The sequence below is a fragment of the Streptomyces sp. NPDC052225 genome (genome assembly GCF_040679615.1).
Taxonomy (GTDB): domain Bacteria; phylum Actinomycetota; class Actinomycetes; order Streptomycetales; family Streptomycetaceae; genus Streptomyces.
Genome location: NZ_JBFAVD010000033.1, coordinates 18,638 through 39,670 on the forward strand (window position 1 = coordinate 18,638; position 21,033 = coordinate 39,670).

Genomic DNA, 21,033 nt, shown 5'->3' on the forward strand with positions numbered 1-21,033 from the left:
GTGCTCTCTTACTCGCGGTCGTCCGCGGTCGTCCGGCGGCGCATCGCGAAGAACACGCCTCCGCCGATCACCAGGAGCGCGGCGACCACGATCCCGATCACGACCCCGGTGGAGCTGCCCGAGTCCGACGAGTCACCGCTGTCCGACGAGGACGCCGGGACGGCCGACCACCAGCTCCAGTAGCCGTCCTGGCCGTAGATGTTGCCGGCCGCGGTGGGCATGGTCTGGATGGACTTGATCTGGTCGGTGCGGTACGCCTCGACCGCGTTCGGGTACGCCATGACGTTCATGTACCCGGAGTCGTACAGCCACGACTCCATCTGCTTGACGATGTCGGCCCGTTTGGCGGGGTCGTACTCGGCCAGCTGCTTCTGGTAGAGCTCGTCGTACTTCTTGTCGCAGATGAAGTTGTCGGTGGCGGCGCTCTCCTTCGCCTTGGTGGGCAGGGCGGCGCACGTGTGGATGCCGAGGACGAAGTCCGGGTCCGGGTTCACCGACCAGCCGTCGAAGGCGAGGTCGTACTCACCGGCGTACCAGGGCACGGAGACGTCGTCCATGCAGTCGACCTTGAGGCCGATGCCGAGCTTGCCCCACCACTCCTTGAGGTACTTGCCGATCGCCTTGTCGTTCGGGTCGGTCGCGTGGCACAGGATGCGGAAGTCGAGCGGCTTGCCGTCCTTGCCGACGCGCTTGTCGCCCTTCATCTTGTAGCCCGCGTCGTCGAGCAGCTTGGCCGCGGCCGTGGTGTCGTAACTCAGCTTCTGGCTGTCCGAGGGCTGCCAGAAGTAGTCCTTGAAGCGCGGCGGGATGTAGCCCTCGCCCTGGACCGCGTGGCCCTGGAAGACCTTCTCGACGATGGTCTTGGTGTCGACCGAGCGGAACAGCGCCTGGCGCACCTTCTGGTCGAGCAGCGCCTTGTTGCCGTCGCCGAACTTCTTGCCGTCCTTGGTCCGCGCGCCGGGGTTGGTGGCGATCGCGTAGAAGCGGCGGCCCGGGCCCTCGTTGACCTTGATGTTCTTCTCGCCCTTGAGAGACGCCGCCTGAGCGGGCGTCAGGGCGGGGGAACCCGCGACGAAGGAGACCTCGCCCTTGCGCAGCGCGGCGACCGCGGCGTCCTGGTCCTTGTACGTCTTGAAGACGATCTCGTCGAACTGCGGCTTCCCGGTCTTGCGCCAGAAGTCCTTGTTGCGCTCCAGCTTCACGTACTGGTCGGTCTTGTAGCCGGTCAGCACGTACGGGCCGTTGCCGACGACGGGGAACTTCTCGTCGTTGTTGAACTTCGAGTAGTCCTTGACGTCCTTCCAGACGTGCTCGGGCACGATCGGCACGTCCAGCGCCGTCATGGTCGCCTGCGGCTTCTTGAGCTCGATGACCAGCTGGGTGTCGCTGGGCGCCGTGACCTTCTTGAAGTTGCCGACGAAGGAGCCGTTCGCGGTGGCCGCGCCCTCGTCCGTCATCATCTTGTTGAACGTGAAGGCGGCGTCCTTGGCCGTCGCCTTCTGACCGTCCGACCACTTCGAGTCGTCGCGGATCGTGTACGTCCACGTCAACTTGTCCGGCGAGGGCTCCCACTTGGTGGCGAAGCCGGGGATGACGTGGTTGTCCTTGGCGTCGTAGTTCGTCAGGAACTCGTTGGTGAGGCGGAGGATGCTCGTACTGAGCAGGCGCTGCGCCAGGAACGGGCTCAGCGAGTCGACGCTCTGCGCGACCGCCACCGTGAGCGTCGTCTTGTCGCCGCCGTCTTTGGCCTGGGCCTCTTGGGGAACCGGGTTGAGCGGCGTGGCCAGAGCGGCCGTCAGGGAGAACGCGGCGAGACCGGCCGCCAGGAGAGTTCTGTGGTGCGGATGTTGCTGAGCTTGTTTGTTCATCGGTCGGGGACCTCGCGCATCGCTCGCACAGCATGGGCATGGCTGAATGAAGTGTGTGTTTATCAGCGGCTGTTGAGGCCCGTCAACGGCAGGTGAACCCCATGTGGCCTGCGGAAATAACGAGTTGACCTGCATTTCACGCACATTGGTCGAGACCTCTGACGCTTTGCAGGCCAGGGCCTGACGCCCGCAATGCGGTAAAGAGCGAGAAAGGCCCGCACCGTCCAACGGTGCGGGCCTTTCGGGGAGTTGTCACTGCTGAGGGGGTTGCGGCTGCTGCCAGCCGGGGGGCGGACCGGGCTGCCCCTGGGGCTGCCCCTGGGGCTGCCCCTGCTGCTGCGGCGGGGGCGGCGGGGTCTGCCAGCCGGGCTGCGGTCCGGGCTGACCCGGCTGGGCGGGCGGACCTTGAGGCGGCATGCCCTGCGGGGGCTGTCCCTGCTGCGGCGGGTACGGGGCCTGCGGCTGCTGGCCGGGGTACGGCTGCTGGCCGGGATAGGGCTGCTGCGGCTGCTGCTGGTAGCCGGGCATCGGCGGGGCCATGGTGGGCGGCTGCTGGCCGTCCGCCTGGGTCCACAGGCCCTGCTGCTGCTGGGCCCGCACGAAGTCCTCGGCGACCATCGCGGAGAGGTTGAAGTACGCCTCGCGCACCTTCGGCCGCATCATGTCGAGGTCGACCTCGGCGCCGGCCGCCAGGTGCTCGTCGAACGGGACCACGACGACACCGCGGCAGCGCGTCTCGAAGTGGCTGACGATGTCCTCGACCTTGATCATCTTGCCGGTCTCGCGGACCCCGGAGATGACCGTGATCGAGCGCGAGACGAGGTCCGCGTACCCGTGCGCGGAGAGCCAGTCGAGCGTCGTGCTCGCGCTGCTCGCACCGTCGACGGACGGGGTCGAGATGATGATCAACTGGTCGGCGAGGTCGAGGACTCCGCGCATCGCGGAGTACAGCAGGCCGGTGCCCGAGTCGGTCAGGATGATCGGGTACTGCTTGCCGAGCACGTCGATCGCGCTGCGGTAGTCCTCGTCGTTGAACGTCGTCGAGACCGCCGGGTCCACGTCGTTCGCGATGATCTCCAGGCCGGACGGCGCCTGAGACGTGAACCGCCGGATGTCCATGTACGAGTGCAGGTGCGGGATCGACTGCACCAGGTCGCGGATGGTCGCACCGGTCTCGCGGCGCACGCGGCGGCCCAGAGTGCCCGCGTCCGGGTTGGCGTCGATCGCGAGGATCTTGTCCTGGCGCTCGGTGGCGAGGGTCGCGCCGAGCGCGGTGGTCGTGGTCGTCTTGCCGACGCCGCCCTTGAGGCTGATCACGGCGATGCGGTAGCAGGACAGGACGGGCGTGCGGATCAGGTCCAGCTTCCGCTGCCGCTCGGCCTCTTCCTTCTTGCCGCCGAGCTTGAAGCGGTTGCCGCTGCCGCCGGGACGGCTGCTCTTCGCCTTCTGCTTCTTGTTGTTGAGCAGCCGGTCGGCCGACAGCTCGACGGCCGCGGTGTAGCCGAGCGGAGCCCCGCCGACGTTCGTGGGCTGGCGCTGGTCGTGCTGCATGGGCTGCGGCCAGGCGGCACCGGTGCGGGGGTCGGCGGGCGGGGGGTACTGGCCCGGAGCCGGGGGCTGCGCCTGCGGCTGGGGCTGGGGCTGGGCGTGAGGCTGCGGCTGCGCGTGCGGCTGCTGCTGGGGGAAGCCGTAACCGCCGTGCGGGGCAGGGGGGTTGGGGCCGGGGGCGGGAGGCTGCTGCTGCGGGAAGCCGTAGCCGCTCTGCGGGGCGGGCGGCTGAGCGTGGGGCTGCGCCGGCGGCTGCGCCTGCTGCTGGGGGAAGCCGTAACCGCCCTGTGGGGCAGGGGAGTTGGGGGCCACGGGCTGAGGAGGCGCGGGAGCCGGGGCCGGGGCCGGAGCCGGCGGCTGGGGCTGGGCGGCCGCCGGGGGCTGCGCGGGCCAGGCCTCCGGAGCGGTGGGTGCTGTGGGCGCGACCGGAGCGGTGGGGGCCGTGGGCGCGGCCGAGGCGGCAGGCGCGACAGGTGCGGCGGCCGGGGGCTGCTGCTGGCCCGGGGCCGGTTCGGTCCACTGCTGGGCGGCGGGCGGCGCGGCCGGCTGGAACGCCGGGGGCAGCGGCGGGACTCCGCCTTCCGGCGCGGGCGGGGGAGTCCAGGCGGCGGGCGCGTCCGGTACGTGGGTGACGTCGGCGGGGGTGCTCGGCGCGGCCGGGGCTTCCTCGGCGGTGCCGGCGTCGTCCGCGCTGCCCGCGCTGTCCGCCTCGGCGGCGACCGGCTGCTCGGGGGTCTCGACGGGCTCAGGGGCCTTGAGGGCCTCGGGAGCCTCAGAAATCGCGACGGCCTCGGGAGCCGCGGCCGTGGCCTCGGTCTCCGCCGTGTTGTCGTCGTCCGCGTCGGCGGCGCGCAGCGCGAAGTCCCCGCTGTCGGCCGAGGCGTCCGAACCGTCCGAACGGACCGACCCGTCCGGGCCCTCGGCGGCGTCGCCCTCCGTGCTGTGCGCGTCGACCCAGGATCGAGGCGTCTCGGACCCCTCGGCCGACGACTCGGCCGGCTCGGCCTTCTCCTCGGCCCTGTCCTCGTTCTTCTCCTCGGCCTTCTGCTCACCCAGCGCCGACAGCTCCGCGAACTCCCGCTTCAGCGCGGCCGCGGAGAACTTCATCGTGGCGCCGCTCTCCAGATCCCCGCTCCCGGAATCGCCCGGAGCCGGAGCCGGCGCAGGGGCAGGTGCCGGCACGGGTGCAGGCGCGGGCGGCTCAGGCGTACCGGCCGCCCCCGACGCGTTCTGCGTGTACCAGGCCGGAGGGGCGTAGTCGATGGTGAACTCGCCCGTCATCTCGACACTGGACTCCGCGTCGGACTGATCATCGACGGGTGAATCCCAGCCCCCGCGGATTCCGTCCCGATCGCTGTTCACAATGCCTCCTGGTGTGGTCGAGCACCTACCGCCGTACGCGCCCACCCGCACACGGGTGCCCGCAACACGTTCAACCCCAGCCTAATCACGAAAACCGGGTGCACGGCAGGCCCATCCACCCCGTCCCGGCTGTCCGCTGCGTCACGCGGGGCCCGGAGCGCGCGGGCCCGGCAGGACGTACATCAAAACGTGACGAACAAACCCGTCCGCATAGGGCACTTGACGAGAAATGCCCGAATCACCCGCAAAGGCACGGGAGTCCACAGTCGGGTCATGACCGTCATGACGGTCATGACGATCCGGCCGGTCAGTCCATCCGCCGCGCGGTCCCCAGCAACCCGTTCTCCGCGTCCGTCGCCTGCGTCATCACGTACTGCCGGTCGCGGTCGGTGCACCACAGCGTCACGCCGTCGGCGAGGGTCGGCAGCGACTCGTACTCCCCGCGCGGGAGCCCTATGACGCGACCGATCTCACTCGCCTCGTCCGGCGACACCCGCTGCACGCCGACGAGCCGGGCCTGCCGCATGAGGCGCGGCGCGACCGGGCTCAGGTACGGCAGCAGTGTCAGGACGGACTGCCACGGCGCGGAGGCGACCCGCCCGCGCGGCGGCCGCATGCCGCAGTCGCGGATGACGAGCACCGGGCCGCCGGCCGAGGCGCCCTGCGGCGGCACCCGCCCCACGTCGTGCACGGTCATCCCGGACTGCCCGCCGCCGACCGCCTGGACGAGCTGCGCCCACTGCTGCGCACGGCCCGTCTCGACGGCGACCCGCGCCCCGGTCGCGGCCGCCCGCAGCGCGAGCACCTGCGCGGTCCACAGGCCGCCGATGAGCACGATGTCGTACGGCGTCGGGCGGTTGATGCCCATGACGGCGGGCTGGCCCTCGGCGTCCACGCCGACGACCACGCCGTCGTCGCCGATCGGCAGGGCGAGGGAGTCCATCTGCTCGACGGACAGCGTGTGCCGCGCGTGGCGCGGGCCGAGCAGGCCGAAGCCGGTGCGCAGCCGCTCGCCGAACTCGGTGACCTGAGTCGTCATGGCCATCAGCGGGCACCTCCGAGCGGCAACGTGGCCAGTACGCCGGGCAGTTGTTCACGGTCGAGCCGGACGAGACCGGTCCGCACCTGGCGCGCGGCCCGCTCCAGGTCGCGCCGCGCGGTGGTCAGTTCGCTGTCGCTGCGGCCGGTGATGCGCATGTGGCCGGTCATCGTCACGTCCTGCTGGTCGCCCTTGGCGAGCGTCAGACTGAAGGTCGTCGCCAGCGCGGGGACCGTCGTCAGCTGTGCGACGAGCTGCGGCAACTGGACGGTGTCCGGGCCCAGTTGGGGCCAGCGGCGCACCCAGTACGTCGTGTGGCGGCGGTTGTCGCACCGCCAGCTGCGGCCCTCTTCCTCGGTGCGCCGCTGCGGCGCCTCGCTCCGACCGGCCTGCGCCGTCACCATCGGGTTCGCGCACGCGGACGTGGCGACCGCGGCGACGAGCTCCTCCTCGGTGAGCACGCTCGCCCGGAACCCGGCACCGCTCAGCCGGCTCGACAGGTGCTCGGCCACGCGCGCCAGGCACTTCTGCGCCCCGACCACGCCGCCCCCGCGCGCGGCGACGGCCTCCGGGCACAGCTCCGGGTCGAGCTTCAGGGCGATCCAGGTGATGCGCACCGCGGGGGAGCCCGTCTGCGCCTGAAGCGGCGCATAGTTGCTCACCGCCACCGACTGCTGCGGCAGGTGGAGCGCGGGCGCGGGCTGCGTGTGCAGCACGATCTGCGCGGACTCCAGCGTGATGTCGTCCACCTCAAGGGCGTCCCGCACGATGCCGACGGGCAGCGGGCGGCGGCTGCGCTCGGCGCGCAGCGCGGTCGCGTCCGACTCGACCTGGAGGACCGCGGTCAGGAACCCGCCGTCACCGACCATGCCGACCGGGCGCTGGTCCCGGTCGTCACCACGGTTGTGGCTGTACGTGCGCAGGCTCGGGTCGCACTCGACGGCGGGCGCCAGTCCGGGCTCGGTCCCCGGCGGCACCGGCGTGTTCGCCGCGCGCCGCCGACGGGAGCGCAGCGCGAGCACGGTGCCGAGCCACTCCGGCAGGGAGCGCCCCCGGCGTCGTACGAGAGCGAGGAGCAGGAGCAGCGCGGCGACGGCGCCCGTGGCGATGAGCGCGACGGTGCCGATCACCCAGCCGACCACGACGAGCGCGGCGGCCAGCTCGATCATCACGAGCCGCTGCACGGCGAACGAGCCGCCGCGCCCCGAACGGGACTTCAGATGCGGCGCAACAGGCCCTCGATAGGGCGCCGCCGCATTCCCCGTACGGGAATTCTGTGCAGGCGTGTGTGACATGTGTGAAGGGGTCGGGGAGCCCGGCTGCGAGGGGTCACCCGATCGTGATCCCGAGCCTGATCTCGATCGTGAACCCGATTGCGACCGCGATCGAGTCCGCGTTGCGGAAGCCATCACTCAAAACCCCCCGAACTCTCCCGAAATCCCATACGCAAAGGCCTCATAGAAGGCTTCACAGTCCTCGTGCGGTCCGCGTGCAGTGCTCGCTCTGCCGTCGCCGGAAAGCCTCAGCACCCTACCCGTGCCACACGCACAACGTCGTAACAGGCATAGTAGGGGCCGGGTCTGACAGCCACGGCAGTCGCACAGCGCACCGGGGCACCACAGTCACCGAAAGACGGGGGAGCGGTAAGCGGCCCCCACGGCTCCGCACGGGGAGAGAGCGGACACAGATGGCATCACGGCGGGACGAACTCAACGCCTACACCTTCGCGAAGCGCCGCACCCTGGCGTCCTTCCTGCAGCCCTCTCCTTCGGGCTCCGAGGAAGGCGCCCCGAGGCCGCTGCGGGCGGTGCTGCCCGGCACGATCGTCGGCGTCGTGGTCCTGGCGGTCTTCGGCGGCATCGGCCTGTTCAGCCCCACGGCACCCAAGGGCTGGAAGACGCCGTACGCGAACGTCATCGTGGCGAGCAAGTCCACGACGCGTTACGTGATCATGGAGACGGGCGCGCGGACCGGCAAGAAGAAGCAGCGGCAGGCCCAGCTCCACCCCGTCCTCAACATGGCCTCCGCCAAGCTCCTGCTCGCCGACGGCCACCAGGACAGCGTGATGACCGTCGAGGAGTCGGTGCTCGACAGCGGCAAGATCCCGCACGGCGTCACCGTCGGCATCCCGTACGCCCCCGACCGTCTGCCCTCCGCGAAGGAAGCCGCCGCCGCCAAGCGCTGGATGGTGTGCGAGCGCCCCACCAGCGGCGGCGAGGTCCAGCAGGCGACGTTCGTGCTCGGCAAGGACGACCGCAGGCAGACCGACAACACCAGCCGGCTCACCGGCGGCGAGCTGATGTACGTGGTCTCCGACGACAAGGCCAAGAAGGAGTACGTCGTCGACGCGCGCGGCACCAAGTACGCGGTGTCCGCGGCGAACGACATCGAGAAGCAGCAGCTGCTGCGTGCCCTCGACGCCGACGGCCGCACGCCCCAGAAGGTCTCCGACGAGTGGCTGGCCACGCTGCACGACGGCACGCCCGTCTCCTTCCCGTCGGTGGGCGCGGCCGCAGGCTCCCCTTCGCGCAACAACGGTTCCCTGGACGCGTCCGCCAACAAGGTCGGCAAGGTCCTGGTCACCGAGAACGCCACGAACGGCGTGCAGTACTACGTGGTCCTCGCCGACCGCATCGCCACGGTCACCCCCTTCACGGCGCAGCTCCTGCTCGCCTCCAAGGACCTCTCCGCGGTGAACCCGAGCAGTGAGGCCCAGAAGGTCGCGCTCGGCCAGATCGTCACCGACGGCCGCTTCGCCGACGACAAGAACTGGCCCACGCGGCACGCGAAGACCATCAACGACGCGACCGCCACGACCCACGGCCGCAACGTCATCTGCAACACCCTGCGCGGCGTCGGCGCGAGCAACTCCACCAGCCTCAGCACCTGGGCGGGCGACGACTTCCCCGTTCCGCTGGCCACCGGCTCCTCCAGCACGTACGTGACCCCCGGCTCCGGCCAGCTCTTCCGCCAGGTCCAGGGCACGGACAACTCCGGCGGCACCTTCCTCGTCACCGACACCGGCCTGCGGTACGCGCTCCAGTCCAACAGCGACGGCGACGCGGACGGCAAGGGCGTCGGCCTCTCCGAGAAGCAGCGCAAGGAGCTGCTCCAGGAGGCACGGATCGCGCAGACCCGCCTGGGGTACGAGAACACGCCCACGACCGACATCCCGCTCGAGTGGGCGAAGCTCCTGCCCACGGGCCCGCGCCTGTCGATCGGCGCGGCCAGCCAGCCGCAGGGTTCGTAGGCGTACGGGGGACAGGACCAACTCATGCTCATGGGACACGCAAGGCATGTCCGGGCGACCGGGGCCCGCAAGGCCGCGCTGGTCGCCACGGCGACGGCCCTCACCGCGGCCGCCACGCTGGCGACCACCTTCCTGCTGCCCGCGGCTCCCGCCGCCGCGGCCGACCAGTGCGAGTTCGGCAAGACCACGTACAAGGGCCGCCCCTGGGCGCTCCAGCGCGTCAACCTCGACGAGCTGTGGCAGGAGGCGACCGGAAAGAACGTGCAGGTCGCCGTCATCGACACGGGCGTGGCCGTGAACAACAAGCAGCTCGCGCCGGCCGTCGAGAAGGGCAGCGGCAAGAACCTCCTCCCCAAGAAGAACAAGAAGGGGGAGAAGATCGAGGACTGGGGCAACGCGTACGGCACGACGGACACCGTCGGCCACGGCACGCGCGTCGCCGGCATCATCGCCGCCCGCAAGACCGAGGGCACCGGCTTCGAAGGCCTGGCACCGGACGCGAAGATCATCCCGATCAAGCAGAACGACGCCGAGGGCACCGGCACCGCCGAGACCCTCGCCGACGCGATCGACCACGCCGTCGCCAAGGGCGCCGACGTCATCAACATCTCGCAGGACACGTCGAACGCGGCGAAGCCGACCCCGCGCCTCCAACAGGCGGTGAACGCGGCCCTCGACAAGAAGATCGTCGTCGTGGCCTCCGCGGGCAACGACGGCATGGGCGGCAGGTCCGGCCGCACCTACCCGGCCTCGTACCCCGGCGTCCTCGCCGTCGCGGCGTCCGACCGCAACAACGAACGCGCCGCCTTCTCCCAGGCCGGCGACTGGGTCGGCGTGGCCGCCCCCGGCGTCGACATGGTCTCCACCGTCCCGATGGGCGGCCAGTGCGCCGACAGCGGTACGAGCTTCTCGGCCCCGTACGTCGCGGCCGTCGCCGCCCTCCTGAAGGAGAAGCACCCCGACTGGACCGCGGCCGAGATCGTCGCCCAGATCGAACAGACCGCGGAGCGCTCGGTCCCCGGCAAGGACGCGTACGTGGGCTGGGGCGTGATCGACCCGGTGGCCGCGCTGACCGACGACGACCACCCGATCGAGTCCCCGTCCCCGCACGAGGCGGGCCCCCGCGCGCAGGCCCCCATGGTCCCCCCGGCCCACTTCGGCGAGACGGCCGACGAACGCAACTCCCGCCTGGGCACGTACGCCGCACTCGGCGCGCTCGTCCTGGTCGTCGGCCTCACCGGCACGGCCGTCGCGGTCCGCGACGCCCGCCGCCGCAAGGCGGGCACCCGCCCGTGACCGGCATGGCCGTCGTCGTCCTCGCCCTCGCGGCGGTGCTCGTCGCGATGGCCTGCGCCAAGGCGGACTGGGTCCGCTCGATCCGCCGCCGCACCTACCCCTCGGGCGCCGAACTCCCCACGGCCGCCTTCGTGGTGGCCCGCGTGGTGCTCCTGACGATGGCGGCCCTCAGTATCTGGCAGGGCGCGCAGATGCTGGCGCTGAACAGCAACGGAAAGTGGTCCGACGCGGAGCTGACGAACGCGGTCACCCAGACGACGGACGACCTGGACGGCTACTGGTACCGCGTCGACAACCTGACGGGCGACAACGTCTACTTCGACGACTACGCGACCCTCATAGAGGACACGGTCATCCGCCACGGAGGCGGCGGCGCCCCCCAGTCAGGCATCGGGGCGACCCCGACCTCCGGCGACCCGGCCACCGACGGCGACTACACGGTCCAGGCGGACGGCACGGACAAGGCCTACTGCCTGCACGTCGAGACCATCCGCTACAAGAAGCAGGACCGTACGCCGCCGGGGATCACGGGCGGTGCGGGCAGCGGGAGTTACAAGGAACTCGCGTACAGGTTGAGAGTGACATCACGGAAGGGGCAATGCTGACGGTCGCCGGCGACGGCATTACTGACGCGCCCGCGGCGGGGAGCCCTGCTCACATCTGGATCAGGTATCCGGGAATTCCCAGCGCGACAATTCCTCCCAGGAACACCGCGGCAGCGATCTTCAGTCGTCCCCGGCGGCTCAGCTCCGTCGCGGCCACGCAGACAAGGCAGGCCGCGCCGGCAAGGACCGCGTTCACCCCCGCGCCCCTCTGGGCCTGCTGTACGAGACTGCCGAGCATGCCGGCCGTCATGACCGCGCCCACCAGCATGTAGGCCTGGCGCCTTCGCTCCTGTTCGGAGCCGCTCGAGGGGGAGCCGTTGTCGTGGTGAGGCAATTCCATGGCTTCAGAGCCTTCCTGCTACGGCGATGACGATGAGACCGGCCACGCAGACCGCGAGCGCGGCGAGGAGAAGTCTCCAGGTGCGTGCTTGTCGGGCTCGGATCAGCAGCCAGACGGTGAGGCCCACCACGAGGAGCGCTGCTGCCGACGCGACGACGACGGATGTGGCATAGCCGGACCCCACGCTCGCCACGGTCATTCCGATCACCATGAGAGCCCGGACAGCAACCAGGGCCGTCACGGTGGCGGTGAGCAGGTAGGTACTGCGCCAGTTGCGATCGTCAACTCGAGCCAACGATTCCACCGAGCCGAGTGAATCCGATTCGCCTCCGAGGCGACTGGGGGCGCTGCTGAAGCCCCTTTTCCCGTGCTTGTCGTTCGTCACGACAGGCACACTACAGAGGTGCGAACTCGGTGCGGCTGCGCCGAGTTCTCCCGACGTCGTAAGTACGTGCGATTGTGAATCGCGAACGAGTCGGCCTGGGATACTCTGCCTGCCCACACGGCGGCACCCCAGCGGGGAAAGAGCGAGAGGCGCACATGCATCTGAAGGTGACACCTTCCGACCTTGAGGGGTACGGCCGGCAGATCGGGCGCGCGGCGGAAGATGTTGTGGCGTTCAAGGGGCATTGCTCCAAGTACACCCGTATCGGCGCCTCCAGCCAAGGTCTCATCAACCTCGCGCTGACCACGCATGCCGCCACCGTTCAGGAGGTGACAGGCGCTTTCGACAAGTTGTACGACATCTTGACGGCCGCGAGTGCAGAACTGGAAAAGACTGCGGCCTATTACGTCAGGACGGATCGAGCTGTCGCGGCTCGTGTGGATGCGACGTATTCGCAAGTGAAGCGCCCTGCTAAGTAGCCGTGTAAGGAACTGTGAAGGAAGCCGAGGGCGGCGTTGAATGTCCGATTTCACTGATGTCAAGGAACCGACATCGCTCCTGCACGCGCCATCTGCGCCTGATGAACTCTCTCAAGGTCCCATCCTCGACACCTTCAACGACTGCTCGGATCTGGTGAGCCCCACGTACTGGGTGACCGAGGCGTACAACGCTGTCTTCGGTTTCAACCCTCTGGACGAAGTCGTTCAATGGTTCGCGGGGGACTGGGAGTCTTTTGCCAAGTGCGGCAATATTTGGGAGCAACTGGGCAATGCGGTCGCTGCGGTCTCCGAAAATGTCGAGAGCGGTAACGGCACTCTCGATGTCACGTGGGACGGTCGGGCCGCCGACGCCGCCTACAAGTACTTCTTTGACCTCGCCGTCAAACTTGACGCGGTCAAGGACCAGTTCGCCAAGCTGAAGACCGAATACGACCATCTCTCGCACGCCGCGTACTCCGCGGCAGAGGCGGCCAAGGGCTATCTCGGCGGAATCATCGACGGCCTGCTCATCACGGCGATCGAACTCTCGGCGGGAACTCTGCTGTCGTGGACGGGTGCCGGTGCGGTGATCGGGTACGGCCTGGCCGCCCTGGAAGTCATCAAAATGCTGAAACTTTGGTCCAGCGTCACCGGGGTTCTTGGTGACGCGCAGACCATCGTCAATGGGGCCGTCGGTTTCATCGAGACCGTCGCCGCGACGCTGTACGGAACCCTCTCCACGTTCCCGGAGGTCGGATACTACGACCACCCGAGTCCTGCGATCTGACCCCACTGCACAAGGAGTTGCACTGTGCCTGCCGACGATGAACGCCAGATCGGTGACGCAGACCTGATGGATATCACCCGCGGGGATCAAGCGCGGGCTCGTTCGCTACGGAAGTCCCTGCAGAGACTCTCACAAGGATTACCTTCGGGTGATCCGCTGCGCGAAATGGCCCGCGAAGTTCTCAGCGGCCGTGTTGGTCTACGTGAGGCCGCACGCATCCCTGCTTACTCGGACGCGCTGGGCGAGCGAATGATGGAGGGGTACAGGGAGTACGAGCGCCTGTCTGCTCAAGAGCGCAGAGAACAAGAACAGGCGGCGCGGGCGTACTTGGCGGAGCAAAAGACGGAGATCGAGGAAGAACGTCGCGGGCGCAGGCCCTGAAAGCGGGCGCGACGTGGCTCCGCATCATTGTCGGGCAGCTGTCCAGGCCTGCGCAGGGATGTGGTCCAGCGCATCGGAGAGGTGGTTCAGCCCGTCATCGAGGGTCTGCGGCGACAGGGTGCCGGTGTACCACGTGAACAACTCGTCCTCGCGAACACGGATCGGGGACTTCAAGGCGCGCCGATCCGAGAGCAGGAAGGTCATCAGGCCGCTGTCGAGGACGTTCCGGGCGAATGCCTCGTCGCGGGTGTCGAGCCGGAACTTCTTGTCGAACTCGGGGATGCCGAGCAGTTTCCTGGGTCCCCGCCCGAGCATCCTGTCGAACTTGCCCGGGCGACCGATCTGCATGAACGGCCCGGGGCCCGGCGCCGTGATCAGCATGACCGTCTCGAAGGTCAGTTTTCTCGATTCTCCGACGCCACTGCTGCCTGACAGCGGGTTGGAGTAGCGGTACTCGAAGCACTTGAACGAGCGGCCGCGGAACTCACCGGTGATGTAGTGCCACGCCGTGAGGTTGGAGCCGCTGCCCGGCATGGGGCCCACACCGCAGTACTCGGTGGCGCGTCCTGGGGCGCGCTTCTCATACGTCCAGGCGCGCTCCGCGGCTACGTGCTCGAGCTCCGCCCAGCCTCTCCGAATTCGCTTGTCTGATTGGCTACTGCGTACGAACTCCCTGATGACCAGGGTGAACATTCCCACGATGAAAGCGAAGAAGACGATCTTCACCAAGACCTCAACGAGCTGTTCCATGGGGCGAGAGTATGGCGGACCTGGCGAGGCCCGCGAACCACTGTCGGACTCGAAGCGAGGGCCGCCATCACGTTCGTGAGGATTGTTTGCTGGCCACGCGAAGGGCGCGTGGAGGGCGGCAACTTGACCGACTTTCAAAAGATCACGCTGAATATGCGCCGTCGTGAGCGACCTATGCTGTGCCCGCGGAAGAGGCCGTCGGTGCTTCTGCCCCCTTCTCGCTTCCCCCCTCACCATCGAATGGAACCCCCATGATCAAGTCCCGTCTGACCGCCGCCACCTGGACCCTCTCCGCCGTAGCCGCGGGCGCGCTCCTCGTCGGCTGCTCGGGATCGGTCAGCGTGGGGAGCACGGACCCGAAGGTGTCGAAGGGGAAGCTCGCGGACACCGTGGCCGAGCAGCTCGCCAAGACGACGGGGCAGCCGAAGCCGGACGTCACCTGCCCCGAGGACCTCGAGGGCAAGGTCGGCAACACCACCCGCTGCACGCTGACCGCGAGCGACGGCAGCACCCTGGGTATCAACGTCAAGGTCTCCGAGGTCGACGGCAAGAAGGTCAACTTCGACATCCAGGCCGACCAGACCCCCTCGCCGGCCGCGAGCTGACGCCGACGGCACGCACCGCGCTTCACACCCCCGCATCGAGCGCCGCCACCTCCTCCGCGCTCAGCTCGACCTCCGCCGCCCCCGCCGAGTCCACGATCGAGGCGGGCCGGCTGGCCCCCGGTACCGGAATCACCGCGGGGGACCGGCTCAGCAGCCACGCCAGCGCGATCCGCTGCGGGCTGACCCCGTGCTCGTACGCGACACGGTGGAAAGCGGTGTCGTACGAGGTCGGACGTGAAGGACCGTCGAGCGAGCTGCGGGTGATCCCGCCCAACGGGCTCCACGGCATGAACGCCAGACCGAGCCGCGTGCTCAACCGCAGCTCCTCCTCGCTGTCCCGCACGGCGGGCGAGTACTGGTTCTGTACGGAGACCAGCTCGGCACCGAGGATCGCGTGGGCCTCGCGGATCTGCTCGGCGGAGACGTTGGAGATCCCGGCCGCCCGGATCGTGCCCGCGTCGAGCAACTCCCGCAGGGCCCCCACGGACTCCGCCCACGGCACGTCCGGATCCGGCTTGTGCAACTGGTAGAGGCCGATCGCCTCGCCCCCGAGCCGCCGCAGTGACGCCTCGGCGGCGCGCTTGAGGTGGTCCGGGCGCGCGTCGACCGTCCACCCGCCGTCGCCGGGCCGCCCGCGCCCGCCCTTCGTGGCGACGAGCACGTCGGAGGTGTCGCCGCCGTAGCGGGCGAGGGCACGGGCGACGAGGCGTTCGTTGTGGCCGGCCTCGCCGGCGTGCCAGTGGTAGCTGTCGGCGGTGTCGATGAGCGTGACGCCGGCGTCGAGCGCGGCGTGCACGGTGGCCATCGCCCGCTTCTCGTCCGGCCGGTTCTCAATGGACAGCGGCATGGCGCCGAGCCCGACGGCGCTGACGGTGAACGGACCGAGTGCGCGGTACCGCATGATCAGACCTCCTTCACGGCGCCGGGAAGCCAGTCGCGGACGTCGGTGAAGACGAAACCGAGCTGCTTCGCGCGGGCGTTGCTCATCGCGTAATGCCGGTCGAACGAGAACGGCGAGGCCGCCTCGCCCGAGGCGACCGTCCGGTACACGGGCTCCCGGCCGACCTGCGAAGCGACCACGGACCCCAACTCCCGTACGTCGAGCGTCCCGTCGGAGCAGGCGTTGACCGCACCCGTGAAGGCGGCCTCGGTGGCCGCCCACGCCAGCAGCGCGGCCAGCTCCTCGTAATGGACGAAGACGGTCGGCAGCGCATCCGCGTGCACAGCGATGGCCTCCCCCTGCCGCACGCGCTCGACGTAGTGCGCGAGCCGGCCGGTGAACTCGCGTGCGCCGCCCCCGAGTACATGCGCGCTGCGCACGACGGCGACATCGAATCCGGCCTGCTGCGTGAACACCGCCTCGGCCTGCCGCTTGCCCTCCGCGTAGTGCGCCTCGACGTACGCCGCGTCGTGCCACGGCAGCCCGCCGTCCACCCGCCACGTCGCCGGGTCCACGGTCTCCTCCCGTACGAGGACGGAGTCGGGGACGTCGGGCAGCGCGGCGGACGCCGGATCGTAGACCTCGATCGTGGACGTCATGACGTAGCGCCGGGTGCGGCCTTCGAAGACGCGGGCGGCGATCGCGGCCTGCACCGGGGTGTAGCAGACCTGGTCGACGACCACGTCGAACGACCGCGAGCCGAGTACGGCGAGGAGCGCGGCCTCGTCGTCACGGTCGACGACGAGGTGCTCGGCCCCGGCCGGCGGCACGGTGGAGCCGCGGTTGATGACGGTGACGTGGTGCCCGGCGGCGAGCAGGCGCCGCACGAGAAGCTCGCCGAAGTACCGGCTCCCGCCGATGACGCAGACGCGTCGCGCCTGTTGGACCATTCGTATCGTTCCCATGCGCCCATCCTGAGCGGCTAGGGTCACCAGCAGAAGTGCCGACCTTCTGGGGCGGCATTAAGCACAACTGTTGACGGAACTGTTGACGGGGGACCGACCGGTGATCGACGTCCAACGGCTGCGCGTGCTGCGCGCCGTCGCGGAACACGGCAGCTTCAACCGGGCGGCCACCGCCCTGCGCCTCACCCCGTCCGCCGTCTCGCAGCACGTGGCCGCCCTCGAACGCAGCCTCGGCGCCCAGGTCGTGGCGCGCAGCACGCGCGGTGTCACGCTCACCCCGGCGGGCCGCGTCATGGTCGGCGCCGCCGAGTCCGTCGCCGCGGAACTCGCGCACGCCCGGCAGGAGGTCGACCGCCTCGGCGCGGGCCGCACCCAGCTCACCGTCGCCACGTTCACCAGCGGCGGCAGACTCCTGCTGCCCGCGGCCCTCGCCGACCTCACCGCCACGCACCCCGACATGGTCGTCCACGTGAAGGAGGCCGAGCCCGAGGACAGCCTGCCGCTGCTGCGCCAGGGTGCGGTGGACGTCGCGCTCGCCTACCACTTCGACGGCCCGTTGCCGCTCGGCACCGGCGGCAGCACGGCGGTGCGCTGGACGCCGCTCATCGAGGACCCCCTCCACGTCGTCCTGCCGACGGCGCATCCCCTCGCCGACCGGGCCACCCTCGACATCACCGACCTCGCGGCGGACCCCTGGGTCCTCGGCTGCCTCAAAACGGAGGCCTACCTACGCCGCTACGCCGAGCACGCCGGCTTCACCCCCGAGATCCGCGGCACGACCACCGACTACTTCTTCGCCCGCTCCCTCGTCGCCGCGGGCCTGGGCGTCTCCCTCATCCCGACCATCGCCCTGACCCCTCACCTGCCGGACGTCCGCACGATCCCGATCACGGCCCCTGCCCCGGCCCGGCACATCGGAGTCGCGACACTGCGCCGCCGCGATCATGCCGGGGCGGCGACGTTGGTCGAGTCACTGCGGACAGCGGTGGCCGGTGCCGGGCCCGCTCACTGACAGCTCGTCGACTCCTCGACCCCGTCCGTGTACCGCGCGATCAGAGTCTTCATGGCGGCCGCGTCCTCGTGCCCGGATCCGGTGGCCTGAACGCCGGTGTAGAGAACCTGCCCGGCATGCTCGCTGCTCCGACAGCCCTCGGTCTTGCCGAACCCCTCGCTGCCCGAGTAGACGAAGCGCCCGTCGTCGGTCCGGTGACCGAGCTTCTTCTCCGTAAGCCCCTGGGCGAAGTTCAGGACCGACATGTCGTTCCACCACTCCTGTGCGGTGTAGACGACCCGCTTCCCGTCCACGGAGACGGCACACCGACGGGCTCGATCGGTCGAGACGGTCTCCTCGACGGAGACCTTCTTCCCCGCGGGGAGGAACTTCGCGAGCGCGCCGGAGTCGACCGGGGAACCGCAGAGGGACTTCGGGACGGTGTATTCGCGTTGCTGCTTGTCGCCCTCGCCGTCGCCCGAGCATGCCGCGAGCGCGACGAGCAGAGCGGGCAGGGCGACGGCCACTCTCGCGCGGTGACCGCGACGCGACATCGGGGTGGGTTTCATGGGATCTCGCAGGTGCCGAAGGTCGGTTGGGGTGGGGTCAATTGCCGGTGGTGCTGCCCGGGGCCTGACCGTCGAGCACGGCCCGGGCGTTGATGTAGCCCTGGCGCGAGCCTTCGCGCGCCCAGGTGCCGATGTCGTCCGCGTTCTTCAAGTGGTATTCGTTCGCCGCGGTCTGGGCGCCCAGGGCGACGTACTCATTGTTGCGCGAAAGGCCTGCCTGCCAGCGGCTGCCCATCTCGTCCGAGGCCTTCTCCAGTGCATGGCCTTCGGCATCCTTGAACACGCCCTCGAGCACCGCGCTCGTAGCCGTACCAGCTGCACCTCCAACGGCCGCGCCCACCCAGGGAGTTGCGACGAACGACGTCCCGACGCCCACGACCGTGCCGACCGTGCCCGAGATGATGTTCTTGCGCTGGGAGACGCCGTAGTCGAAGTCCTTGTCCTCGTCGCCGGCCGGCTTGGCCAGCTCCTCCTGCCGCCCGAGGCCCAGGGTGCCGGAGACTTCACCGGAGCGTTCCGAGATGTACTTGACCGTCGTCTCCTGATCGTTGGAGAAACGCTGGTCGGCGGGAAGATCCGGGTCGAGGTGGTACGCCATGAGCTTGGACATGTAGGCCTCCTGACCCACCTCGACGGCAGCGTAGCCCTCCGGATTCTGTCCGACGGCGAACAGGAACTTGGTGACGTCCCTGTGGTTCACGGCGGCATCCGTACCGGCGACCGGATAGAGGTTCTCGATCTCCTTCCAGTCGCTCGAGTCCCTCGCGACGTCGGTCGTGGCCCGGTTGATGTCCGGAAGGTACTCGGAGGCCATCTGCCCCATGCTGTCCGACATGTAGCTGTTGCCGGTCAGCCGTTCGGGATCGTCCCCGACCGACGAGACGATGGCGTTGAACAGTTTCGCCTGGTCGGCACTGTGCGCGGGGGTGTCCGGCGTCGGTAGCTCGCCCGCCGGATGCCCGGTCGTCGCGGCTTCCAGGGCCTGCGCCAGGTTGTTCTGTCCGGTGTGGAGCGCATCGCCGTGGAGGTCGGTCTCCTCTGGCCACTTCCGGTCCTCGAAGAGGTACGAGAAGTTGCTGACCGCTTCCTTGTGACCGTCGCCCTTGGGCAGGTACTCCTCGTTGAAGAAGTCGGTGGCCGCGCCGGGGGAGTTGGACAGCCCCTTGAGGTATCCGGTGAGCGGGTCGGCGCCGCTGTCGTCGCCTATCCGGTTGAGCCAGGGCGTGTTCATCGAGCGCATCCACATACGGTTGTCCAGCTCGCCGTCGTGGGTGATCTTGCGTTCGGTCTCCATGAGCCGGGTGCCGTAGCTCTTCAGGAAGTCGTCGTCGTAGTCGCCTGTGCGCATCAGGTTGCTCATGACCTGGAAACCGCTGGGACCAAGGCTGTTGGGGCCGATCGTCTGGTCGCCCATCCTGATCATGTTGCCCTTCCAGCTGGTCATGTCGGCCGAGTCGCTCCGAGTGGCGGTGGCGAGCGTCAGACCGAGGTTGCGCTGGAGGTCGTCGAGCTTGTCGAGGCGTTCACGACCCACGTTCGGGTTCACGTGCGGGTCGTTGATGCCCTCCCAGAACTCGAGCGTCTTCTTCGGCCCGAGCTGGGTGGCGAACTGTTCGGCGAACAGCGGGTCGTCCTTGTACTTGTCCAAACCCGCGTTGATCTTGTCGAAGTCGGCGGGGGTGAGGTCCTTCGGGTTCTTCGCGGCGATCTTGGCGAGATCCTCGGCGGCCTTCACGGCGTCCGCCGCGGAGTCCCGGTCCTTGTAATCCGCGTCGGCGAAGCCCATCTGCGCCTGATCGGCGATCGCGGTCAGCACCTTGCTGGCCGAACTGTCGCTCTCCGAGGCCTTGTCGAGGATGCGCTGCACCTCGTCGCGGAGAGCGGTGACATCGCTCTCGTCGTGCTCGGGGACCGTCGTGCCCTTCGCGGCCCGGTCCGGGTGGATGTTCATGGTGACGGTGAAACCATGATCGCCGGTGCTGGTGACCGTCAGGTTCTTCTTGAGGCCGCGGTCGAGGGCGTCATCGAGATCCTTCTTGTACTGCTTCAGCTCGTCCCGGGTGTCGCTGAGGATCCGGTGGATGGTGTTGGCCTGCGTGTGGGCATCACTGAACTCGCCGGCGGTCTTGCCGACGAACTCCTTCGTGACCTGGGCGTTCAGGCCGGACCAGTCGGCGGTGTTGGCGGCTTTGTGCAGCCCGTCATCGGCCTGTTTCTTGAGCTCCGCCAGATGCCCCACGAGCAGGCTCCAGTCGGAGACCGCGTCGTCGAGGGTCTTGAAGTTGGCGAAGCGCAGCGCGTCGAGATCCATGAGCGATCGTTTCTCCTGTACGTCTCTGCCGCTGCTCGCTACTTCTTCGGCGGGTCGTAGGCGGGGTTCTTCTCACCGGGGGCGCCGACTCGTTCGTCGAACCCGGCATCCAGAGCGTCGATGCTGCTCATCTGCCGCTGGATGTAGTGCTCGTCACCGGCGTGAACCTTCTTGGTGACCTGCATGTGGTTCGAGATATGGGCGCACGCGTCCATCAGGGACTTCAGCTGCTCGTCCCACCGGTTGGACACGTGTTTGAGGCCGTTGCCCAACGCAAAGCCCTGACCGGTCAGGTCGCCGGCGGCGGTGTCGCTGCTCGGGACGGCGACGCGGGCCTTGTCCCACAGGCTGTCGTACAGCGTGTGGGCCTCCTTGCCGATCTTGGCGAGGTCGCTGTCGCCGACCTTGAGGTCACCCGTCGTGCCGGGAAGGGCGACAGAGCCGCCCCCGTCCCCCGGGTCGAGCTGGTTCAACTGCATGCTCGTCGCCTGCCGCCCGGCGGCGTCCGCCTTCAGCTGCTCCCACTCGTCCCACGCCATGTGAGTCCTTCCCCCGTGCCCCGTACGCCGGCTGCCGTCCGCGCCCACCGGACGCCCTGATTCCGAGCCACGCTAGCAACCCG

20 protein-coding genes are annotated in these 21,033 nt (G+C 69.2%); 8 read left to right on the forward strand and 12 right to left on the reverse strand.

Annotation, left to right across the window (positions count from 1 at the left end):
• Positions 1-8 precede the first annotated feature (8 nt).
• The 4 genes from AB0L37_RS33405 to eccE all read right to left on the reverse strand — a co-directional run bounded on the left by AB0L37_RS33405 (position 9) and on the right by eccE (position 7,226).
• On the reverse strand, positions 9-1,868 hold the full coding sequence (locus AB0L37_RS33405; protein WP_365514108.1) for an ABC transporter substrate-binding protein: 1,860 nt from the start codon (positions 1,866-1,868) through the stop codon (positions 9-11).
• Between the two features lie 252 nt (positions 1,869-2,120).
• Entirely contained in the window at positions 2,121-4,778 is a 2,658-nt protein-coding gene (locus AB0L37_RS33410) for an SCO5717 family growth-regulating ATPase (protein ID WP_365514110.1), read from the reverse strand.
• A 307-nt stretch (positions 4,779-5,085) separates the two neighbouring features.
• Positions 5,086-5,823 (reverse strand): hypothetical protein, encoded by a 738-nt coding sequence (locus AB0L37_RS33415; RefSeq protein WP_365514113.1) that lies wholly within the window; start codon positions 5,821-5,823, stop codon positions 5,086-5,088.
• Entirely contained in the window at positions 5,823-7,226 is a 1,404-nt protein-coding gene (gene eccE, locus AB0L37_RS33420; protein WP_365514116.1) for a type VII secretion protein EccE, read from the reverse strand. The genes AB0L37_RS33415 and eccE overlap by 1 nt, the downstream gene beginning before the upstream one ends.
• A gap of 278 nt (positions 7,227-7,504) precedes the next feature.
• On the opposite strand from eccE, the gene eccB reads away from it, so the two are divergent.
• Genes eccB through AB0L37_RS33435 form a run of 3 tightly spaced genes read left to right on the forward strand, consistent with a single transcriptional unit; the run spans position 7,505 to position 10,968 of the window.
• Positions 7,505-9,067: a type VII secretion protein EccB gene (eccB, locus tag AB0L37_RS33425; protein WP_365514120.1), complete on the forward strand. Its 1,563-nt coding sequence runs from the start codon at positions 7,505-7,507 to the stop codon at positions 9,065-9,067.
• A gap of 30 nt (positions 9,068-9,097) precedes the next feature.
• Positions 9,098-10,363, forward strand: a complete 1,266-nt coding sequence (gene mycP / locus AB0L37_RS33430) for a type VII secretion-associated serine protease mycosin (RefSeq protein WP_365514123.1) — start codon at positions 9,098-9,100, stop codon at positions 10,361-10,363.
• Positions 10,360-10,968, forward strand: coding sequence for a hypothetical protein (locus AB0L37_RS33435; protein ID WP_365514126.1), 609 nt, complete (start codon positions 10,360-10,362; stop codon positions 10,966-10,968). The genes mycP and AB0L37_RS33435 overlap by 4 nt, the downstream gene beginning before the upstream one ends.
• A 49-nt stretch (positions 10,969-11,017) precedes the next feature.
• Here AB0L37_RS33435 and AB0L37_RS33440 read toward each other — a convergent pair whose 3' ends face one another.
• Together AB0L37_RS33440 and AB0L37_RS33445 are read right to left on the reverse strand one after the other, a co-directional pair.
• The gene (locus AB0L37_RS33440; protein ID WP_365514129.1) at positions 11,018-11,308 is read right to left on the reverse strand and encodes a hypothetical protein; all 291 of its coding nucleotides are present in this window, start codon (positions 11,306-11,308) and stop codon (positions 11,018-11,020) included.
• A 4-nt stretch (positions 11,309-11,312) separates the two neighbouring features.
• A complete protein-coding gene (locus AB0L37_RS33445) occupies positions 11,313-11,693 on the reverse strand; it encodes a hypothetical protein (protein WP_365514132.1) in 381 nt (126 codons plus the stop codon).
• Between the two features lie 155 nt (positions 11,694-11,848).
• On the opposite strand from AB0L37_RS33445, the gene AB0L37_RS33450 reads away from it, so the two are divergent.
• Genes AB0L37_RS33450 through AB0L37_RS33460 form a run of 3 tightly spaced genes read left to right on the forward strand, consistent with a single transcriptional unit; the run spans position 11,849 to position 13,340 of the window.
• Positions 11,849-12,172, forward strand: a complete 324-nt coding sequence (locus AB0L37_RS33450) for a type VII secretion target (protein WP_365514135.1) — start codon at positions 11,849-11,851, stop codon at positions 12,170-12,172.
• Positions 12,173-12,212: 40 nt separating this feature from the next.
• Entirely contained in the window at positions 12,213-12,959 is a 747-nt protein-coding gene (locus tag AB0L37_RS33455; RefSeq protein ID WP_365514138.1) for a hypothetical protein, read from the forward strand.
• Between the two features lie 24 nt (positions 12,960-12,983).
• Complete coding sequence (locus AB0L37_RS33460) at positions 12,984-13,340, forward strand: hypothetical protein (RefSeq protein ID WP_365514141.1); 357 nt, start codon at positions 12,984-12,986, stop codon at positions 13,338-13,340.
• A 24-nt stretch (positions 13,341-13,364) separates the two neighbouring features.
• Here AB0L37_RS33460 and AB0L37_RS33465 read toward each other — a convergent pair whose 3' ends face one another.
• The gene (locus AB0L37_RS33465; protein WP_365514144.1) at positions 13,365-14,090 is read right to left on the reverse strand and encodes a hypothetical protein; all 726 of its coding nucleotides are present in this window, start codon (positions 14,088-14,090) and stop codon (positions 13,365-13,367) included.
• A 251-nt stretch (positions 14,091-14,341) separates the two neighbouring features.
• Here AB0L37_RS33465 and AB0L37_RS33470 point away from each other — a divergent pair, with 251 nt between their 5' ends.
• The gene (locus AB0L37_RS33470; protein ID WP_365514147.1) at positions 14,342-14,695 is read left to right on the forward strand and encodes a DUF4333 domain-containing protein; all 354 of its coding nucleotides are present in this window, start codon (positions 14,342-14,344) and stop codon (positions 14,693-14,695) included.
• 22 nt (positions 14,696-14,717) lie between these two features.
• Here AB0L37_RS33470 and AB0L37_RS33475 read toward each other — a convergent pair whose 3' ends face one another.
• Both AB0L37_RS33475 and AB0L37_RS33480 read right to left on the reverse strand, forming a co-directional pair.
• Positions 14,718-15,596, reverse strand: coding sequence for an aldo/keto reductase (locus AB0L37_RS33475; protein WP_365514150.1), 879 nt, complete (start codon positions 15,594-15,596; stop codon positions 14,718-14,720).
• 2 nt (positions 15,597-15,598) lie between these two features.
• Positions 15,599-16,540, reverse strand: a complete 942-nt coding sequence (locus tag AB0L37_RS33480; RefSeq protein WP_365514153.1) for an NAD-dependent epimerase/dehydratase family protein — start codon at positions 16,538-16,540, stop codon at positions 15,599-15,601.
• A 100-nt stretch (positions 16,541-16,640) separates the two neighbouring features.
• On the opposite strand from AB0L37_RS33480, the gene AB0L37_RS33485 reads away from it, so the two are divergent.
• A complete protein-coding gene (locus tag AB0L37_RS33485; protein ID WP_365514156.1) occupies positions 16,641-17,552 on the forward strand; it encodes a LysR family transcriptional regulator in 912 nt (303 codons plus the stop codon).
• On the opposite strand, the gene AB0L37_RS33490 is transcribed toward AB0L37_RS33485, so the two are convergent.
• From AB0L37_RS33490 to AB0L37_RS33500, 3 genes are read right to left on the reverse strand one after another with little or no spacing between them, the layout of a single operon-like run.
• Positions 17,546-18,100, reverse strand: a complete 555-nt coding sequence (locus tag AB0L37_RS33490) for a hypothetical protein (protein ID WP_365514158.1) — start codon at positions 18,098-18,100, stop codon at positions 17,546-17,548. The two genes, AB0L37_RS33485 and AB0L37_RS33490, sit on opposite strands and share 7 nt — an antisense overlap.
• Positions 18,101-18,137: 37 nt before the next feature.
• Complete coding sequence (locus tag AB0L37_RS33495) at positions 18,138-20,411, reverse strand: hypothetical protein (RefSeq protein WP_365514161.1); 2,274 nt, start codon at positions 20,409-20,411, stop codon at positions 18,138-18,140.
• 38 nt (positions 20,412-20,449) lie between these two features.
• Entirely contained in the window at positions 20,450-20,950 is a 501-nt protein-coding gene (locus tag AB0L37_RS33500) for a hypothetical protein (RefSeq protein WP_365514164.1), read from the reverse strand.
• Positions 20,951-21,033: the final 83 nt, after the last annotated feature.

Coding starts and splice junctions, on each gene's coding strand:
- AB0L37_RS33440 (WP_365514129.1), bottom strand. CDS start 11,308: ATGGAATTGCCTCACCACGACAACGGCTCCCCCTCGAGCGGCTCCGAA.
- eccE (WP_365514116.1), bottom strand. CDS start 7,226: ATGGCTTCCGCAACGCGGACTCGATCGCGGTCGCAATCGGGTTCACGA.
- AB0L37_RS33455 (WP_365514138.1), top strand. CDS start 12,213: ATGTCCGATTTCACTGATGTCAAGGAACCGACATCGCTCCTGCACGCG.
- eccB (WP_365514120.1), top strand. CDS start 7,505: ATGGCATCACGGCGGGACGAACTCAACGCCTACACCTTCGCGAAGCGC.
- mycP (WP_365514123.1), top strand. CDS start 9,098: ATGGGACACGCAAGGCATGTCCGGGCGACCGGGGCCCGCAAGGCCGCG.
- AB0L37_RS33480 (WP_365514153.1), bottom strand. CDS start 16,540: ATGGGAACGATACGAATGGTCCAACAGGCGCGACGCGTCTGCGTCATC.
- AB0L37_RS33475 (WP_365514150.1), bottom strand. CDS start 15,596: ATGCGGTACCGCGCACTCGGTCCGTTCACCGTCAGCGCCGTCGGGCTC.
- AB0L37_RS33415 (WP_365514113.1), bottom strand. CDS start 5,823: ATGGCCATGACGACTCAGGTCACCGAGTTCGGCGAGCGGCTGCGCACC.
- AB0L37_RS33495 (WP_365514161.1), bottom strand. CDS start 20,411: ATGGATCTCGACGCGCTGCGCTTCGCCAACTTCAAGACCCTCGACGAC.
- AB0L37_RS33470 (WP_365514147.1), top strand. CDS start 14,342: ATGATCAAGTCCCGTCTGACCGCCGCCACCTGGACCCTCTCCGCCGTA.
- AB0L37_RS33405 (WP_365514108.1), bottom strand. CDS start 1,868: ATGAACAAACAAGCTCAGCAACATCCGCACCACAGAACTCTCCTGGCG.
- AB0L37_RS33465 (WP_365514144.1), bottom strand. CDS start 14,090: ATGGAACAGCTCGTTGAGGTCTTGGTGAAGATCGTCTTCTTCGCTTTC.
- AB0L37_RS33500 (WP_365514164.1), bottom strand. CDS start 20,950: ATGGCGTGGGACGAGTGGGAGCAGCTGAAGGCGGACGCCGCCGGGCGG.
- AB0L37_RS33490 (WP_365514158.1), bottom strand. CDS start 18,100: ATGAAACCCACCCCGATGTCGCGTCGCGGTCACCGCGCGAGAGTGGCC.
- AB0L37_RS33450 (WP_365514135.1), top strand. CDS start 11,849: ATGCATCTGAAGGTGACACCTTCCGACCTTGAGGGGTACGGCCGGCAG.